Below are 5131 nucleotides of genomic sequence, written 5' to 3' on the forward strand. Positions count from 1 at the left end.
GAGGGAAGAGCTGGACACGATCTACAGCGGCCAGGACTCCGCTTCGTATATCGGCGTTGCACCCGCCGGGCTCAGCTATTCGACCTCCACGGACCTGCAGAACGTGCTGGGCGACCTGGACGGTGCCATCGCGACGAACTCGCAGGGCATAGCGAACGAGGCCGGCCTTCGCGCGAGCGCCGATTCGCAAAGGATATCGAGGTCCGGCGACACGATGAACGGCACGCTCACCATGAATGGCACGCTCACCATGAACGCCGGCATCGTGATGGCCGACGGTCAGACCGTCGACGGCTACGACGTCGGAAACGAGTTTGCGGCGCTGAATTCGCGCACCGCGAATTTCGGCAGGATAATCTGGGGCAGCGTTACCGGAGGTATGACCCCCTCGATCATAGGGCCGAACGTAAGCGTCTCATACGTCAGCGTGGGCACATACAGGATCAATTTCAATTCGCCCATGCCCTCGGAGCAGTATGCGTTGATCGCATCGACCAGGGCAGGCACTTCAGAGACTCCAGGGGTGCCCAGGATATATGAGAAGTCCGCGAGCGGGTTCACGGCTCAGATCCCGGGCGCGGTCTCGAACAACTTCGACTTTGCAGCGATAGGCATGTGACTCGAATTCCCTCTCTCTCCGAAGTTCGCGGTTGCTTTTGCCGGTGTTTCCGCTAGGAGGTTGTGCGGCAAATAGGGAGGGATTATGAAAAAGAAAACGGCGTTGGTCGCGATCCTGTTCATCTCGACACTCCTGGGAATGCGTGCGTTCGCAGCCGGTTCCGGAGATCCGGTGGTCTACTTCGACATCCCGCCGGGACTGTTCCAGCAGGCCTGCAGCCAGAAGGTCTGGTCCGGCGTGACCGCGAAGTTCGCCGGCGCGAAGGACATGCGCGACAGGAAGGAGTTGGGCCTGCAGGTCAAGGGCGACGCCGAGATGCGCGTCTATTCCAGCCGGGCGATAGACGAGCTCTTCACCTCCGCGCTGGGCGATCTCTTCGAGGAGTGCGGTATGAACCTGGTCGCCAAGGTCCCTGAGGAGGGGATGGTTATCACGGCGGACATCAGGGAGTTCTTCGTGGATTCGGAGAAGGGCGTGGTCACGGGAAAATCGCGCGCCCAGAGCCTGATCACATTCAACATCAACAAGGGCGGCCAGGTCACCTCGGTCGACGTCGGCATGGAGGTGGACTCCAAGGACGTGCGCAAAAAGGGCATCAAGGGGGTCAGCAAGGCCGCGAACAAGCTCCTGGCCGATACGCTCAAGGCCATTCCTGAAAACCGATATATGAAAGAGATAAGATAAAAAACCGGCAGATAGGTTCAAAGACCTGTTTTCCCTTGATATTAACCGGCTTGGTTGGCAGAGTGCGCTGCCGGTCGGGCGTTTAGCTCAGCGGGAGAGCGCCGCCCTTACAAGGCGGATGTCACAGGTTCAAATCCTGTAACGCCCACAGAATTCAAGTGTTTATAACGATTGACTTTTTGTCGGGTTCATTTAAAAAAATCGTTCGTTTCATGCACGGCCGGATGTGCGGGGCTGTAGATCAATTGGTTGGATCGTCGCCCTGTCACGGCGAAGGTTGCGGGTTCGAGTCCCGTCAGCCCCGCTCATCCGGTCTTTTTTCGACAAAAAAACGCCGGCCCGAAGGCCGGCGTTTTTCTATATCAACTCATACAGGCGTTATTTCTTGTTGCAGTACACGCTGTCGCACTTCTCTTTGTTGCAGCGGATCTTGACCTCTGCGAACTGGTTGTAGGTCGAGCGCATCTCAAGCCTCTGGTTCTCTTTGTCGTACTTGTCGCTGCTCTTGCGCCAGTCCTTCTCATAGATGGTTCCGGAGAACTCCTTGCCCTTGATCTCCTTCTCGATGTTCGCGCTGTTGTAGGTCATGTTGTTCTGGTGTCCTTCGGCCCACGCCTTGCAGGCGTCATACGCCATATCGGCCGGGGCGTTCGCCACGTCGCTGACGCTGCTCGGCACGCTCAGGTTGAAAGAGAAACCCTTTGCGGAGATCACACTGACTGCCGCCACAGCCGCCATGATACCGATCACTACCAATGCTTTCTTCATACCCCCTCCTTTGGTTGCGTTGAATGGGCGAGAATATATTTGTAATCAAAGTGCACGGCAAGCCAAAAACCGGAAGTCGGCTAATGTGTTGATTTGACAAGGCTAGCCGCGGGCTTTAGTATGCGCCGCCATGAATAGCCTCTCCGTTCTGAAGGCGGTACTCCTCGGGGTGGTGCAGGGCGCCACCGAGTTTCTTCCTGTCTCGAGCTCCGGACACCTTGTGATCGCGCAGGAGATCCTCGGCATCGAGATCGAGAACGGGGGGCTGGTCGCATTTGACGTTTGCCTCCACTTCGGCACGCTCGTCGCCGTGATCGCGTTCTTCTGGCGCGAGATATCGGAGATGATCTCAAGCCTCGTCAGGAGGCCCAGCGACGATCGCTTGCGCTCGGGTATGAGCGTGAGGGAGGCGAGGAAGCTCGCGTTCCTCATCATAATAGGCACGATCCCGGCGGGCGTGCTTGGCATCCTGCTGGAGGATTTCTTCGACAGCCTCTTCTCGAACCCGCTCGCCGCCGGATTCATGCTCCTGGTCACGGGCGCTATACTCTGGGGCACGAGGTTCGTGAAGGGCGAGGGTGCGGGGGTCGCGGGCATGGGCGTGCGGCATGCGCTGCTCGTGGGGTTTGCGCAGGCTATCGCGATCATCCCCGGCATATCGCGTTCCGGTTCGACGATCGCCGGCGGACTCTACACGGGGCTCTCCCGTGATCTGGCTGCTAAGTATGCCTTTCTCCTCTCCGTGCCGGCGATAGGTGGGGCGGCGCTCCTCAAGGCAAAAGACTTGGCCGCGCTCTCGGGCGAGAACGCCTTCGCGACCGCCGTGGGCACGCTGGCCGCGACCGTTGTGGGGTTCGCCTGTATCAAGTGGCTGCTGGGCGTTGTGCGCAGGGGGCATATCTCGTGGTTTGCGCCCTATTGCTGGGCAGCGGGGCTTGCGACGCTGATATATATCTTCGTTCGATGAGCTGATCGAACATAACGGATGAGAGGATTGCCATGACTGAACTTGCGATGGGTGCAAAGGAAGTTTCAAGGTTCTCCGTCAAGGCGAGAATCTGGTGGAAGGCCGTGAGGCCGTTTTCATTCCCGCTCTCGGCGATGCCCGCGCTGATGGGCGCGGCGTTCGCCTGGGTCAAGGGATATGATTTCAGCCTTTCGCTCGCAATCCTCACGTTGCTCGGCGCCGTGACCGTGCATGCCGCGGCGAACCTTTTGCAGGATTACTTCGACTACACCGGTGGAATCGATAAGCCGGGGACGCTGGGCGGCAGCGGGCTGCTCGTGGCCGGCATCCTGGGGCCGCGCGCGGTGTTCATGGGGTCGATCGCATGCTTTGCGATCGCCGCCTTGATAGCGGCGCCCCTCATAATGCACGCGGGGGCGGCGCTTCTCTGGATCGTGCTGGCCGGATTCGCGCTCGGCGCAGGCTATGCGGTTCCGAGGCTCGGCCTCAAGTACAGGGCGTTCGGAGATGTCGCCGTATTCCTCGCCTTCGGCGCAGGCATCACCATGGGCTCGTGCTTGATCCAGTCGCGCACCCCGGACCTCTCCGCGCTTGCGTGCGGCATACCGTTCGGGTTCCTCGTGGTGGCGGTTCTCGTGGCCAACAACATGCGCGACGTGAAGGACGACGAACGCGCGCGCGTGGGGACGCTCGCCGTTATCATGGGCGAGAGGGCCACCCGAGCCTTCTACATGGCGCTGGTGATCGCCGCGTACGCCTTTCCGATCATCTGTGTTCAAATGAATATGCTCAACGCCGGCGCGCTGTTCGTCCTCGCCACACTCGCCTCCATGCGCAATCTCCTGCTCTTCGTGTGGAGGGCGCCGGAGGGCGACAGGGACGCCATGGCGATCGCGGTCGAGCGCACGGCAAAGCTCGCGCTGGCCTGGGGCATCGCCATGACGGCCGGGATGGTCGGATGGAGGCTTATCACCGCAGGCGCGTGACGAAAATTGGAGAGATAGGAGATATGTATGCCGGAGACCCTGAGCACGATCTTCAAGAGGAGGAGCGTGCGCAAATACGATGGGAAGCCTGTGCCGAAATACATGATCGAGGCGTTCATCAAAGCGGGCATGGCAGCGCCGTCGGCTGTGAACAAAAGACCGTGGATCTTCGTCGGTATCACCGAAAAGCCTGTGATGGTGAAGCTCTCGGAGGGGCTGAAATACGGCAAGATGCTCGCGGACGCGGGTGGCGCGATCATAGTCTGCGGTACGCCTTGCGAGCCCAGGTCCGGGCTTCCAAAGGACTTCTGGATTCAGGACTGTTCCGCCGCCACTCAGAACATCCTGCTGGCGATCGAGGACGCGGGGCTGGGGGCCGTGTGGGTCTGCGTGCACCCGATCGAGGAACACGTGCGCCACGTGCGCGAAGTGCTCGGCATCCCGCAGGACACTGTTCCGCTTTGCGCGATTTCTATCGGCTATCCCGCGGGCGACGAAAAGCCGAAGGACAAATTCGAGCCGGAGAAGATACGCTGGGAAAAATGGTGAGTTACTTCTTCCTCCACCCCTTCAGCCTCTCGGAGATGTTCTTCTCGTACCCGTTCTCAGTGGGTTCGTAGTAACGTTTTCCCTTGAGCTTGTCCGGCAGATACTGCTCGTTGGGCACGAAGTGGCCCTCGAAGTCGTGGGCGTACTTGTAGTCCTTTCCGTATCCCATCTCCTTCATCATCTTCGTCGGCGCGTTGCGTATGTGCTTTGGCGTGGGTAGCGCCCCGAGCTCGTTCACGTCCGCGAGCGCGCGCTTGTATGACATGTAGCTCGCGTTGCTCTTGGGGGCAGTGGCCAGATAAGTGGCGCACTGTGCCAGCGGGATCCAGCCCTCGGGCATGCCAACGAAGTCAAAGGACTGCATGCAGGAGATCGCGACCTGCACGGCGTGCGGGTCGGCGTTTGATACATCCTCGCTCGCGAATATCACCATGCGCCGCGCGACGAAGAGCGGGTCCTCGCCTGCCTCCAGCATGCGCGCGAGATAATAAACCGCAGCGTCCGGATCGCTTCCGCGCATGCTTTTGATGAATGCGGAGATGACGTTGTAGTGCTCCT

General features: G+C 59.9%; 7 protein-coding genes and 2 tRNA genes. 7 read left to right on the plus strand and 2 right to left on the minus strand.

Translation table 11 applies throughout. The features are described from left to right. The 4 genes from WC683_19350 to WC683_19365 all read left to right on the plus strand — a co-directional run. Nucleotides 1–619 (plus strand): hypothetical protein (locus tag WC683_19350; GenBank protein MFA4974764.1); only part of this gene is annotated, 619 nt, incomplete at its 5' end. A gap of 84 nt (nt 620–703) precedes the next feature. Next, entirely contained in the window at nt 704–1303 is a 600-nt protein-coding gene (locus WC683_19355) for a hypothetical protein (protein MFA4974765.1), read from the plus strand. Between the two features lie 76 nt (nt 1304–1379). Then, nucleotides 1380–1451 (plus strand) — tRNA-Val (locus tag WC683_19360). A gap of 82 nt (nt 1452–1533) precedes the next feature. Further along, a tRNA-Asp gene (locus WC683_19365) sits at nt 1534–1607 on the plus strand. Between the two features lie 74 nt (nt 1608–1681). Here WC683_19365 and WC683_19370 read toward each other — a convergent pair. After that, nucleotides 1682–2071 carry a hypothetical protein gene (locus tag WC683_19370; protein ID MFA4974766.1) on the minus strand — a complete coding sequence of 130 codons (390 nt, stop codon included), beginning with the start codon at nt 2069–2071 and terminating at the stop codon, nt 1682–1684. A 130-nt stretch (nt 2072–2201) separates the two neighbouring features. Here WC683_19370 and WC683_19375 point away from each other — a divergent pair, with 130 nt between their 5' ends. The 3 genes from WC683_19375 to WC683_19385 are packed head-to-tail and all read left to right on the plus strand — an operon-like array spanning nt 2202 to nt 4573. Next, complete coding sequence (locus WC683_19375; GenBank protein ID MFA4974767.1) at nt 2202–3038, plus strand: undecaprenyl-diphosphate phosphatase; 837 nt, start codon at nt 2202–2204, stop codon at nt 3036–3038. 32 nt (nt 3039–3070) lie between these two features. Next, on the plus strand, nt 3071–4024 hold the full coding sequence (locus tag WC683_19380) for a prenyltransferase (GenBank protein ID MFA4974768.1): 954 nt from the start codon (nt 3071–3073) through the stop codon (nt 4022–4024). 27 nt (nt 4025–4051) lie between these two features. Next, the gene (locus WC683_19385; protein MFA4974769.1) at nt 4052–4573 is read left to right on the plus strand and encodes a nitroreductase family protein; all 522 of its coding nucleotides are present in this window, start codon (nt 4052–4054) and stop codon (nt 4571–4573) included. Between the two features lies 1 nt (nt 4574). Here the strand turns inward: WC683_19385 and WC683_19390 are convergent. Continuing rightward, on the minus strand, nt 4575–5131 hold a 557-nt coding region (locus WC683_19390), incomplete at its 5' end, for a replication-associated recombination protein A (GenBank protein ID MFA4974770.1).

It is taken from the genome of bacterium (genome assembly GCA_041648665.1).
GTDB lineage: Bacteria > UBA10199 > UBA10199 > 2-02-FULL-44-16 > JAAZCA01 > JAFGMW01.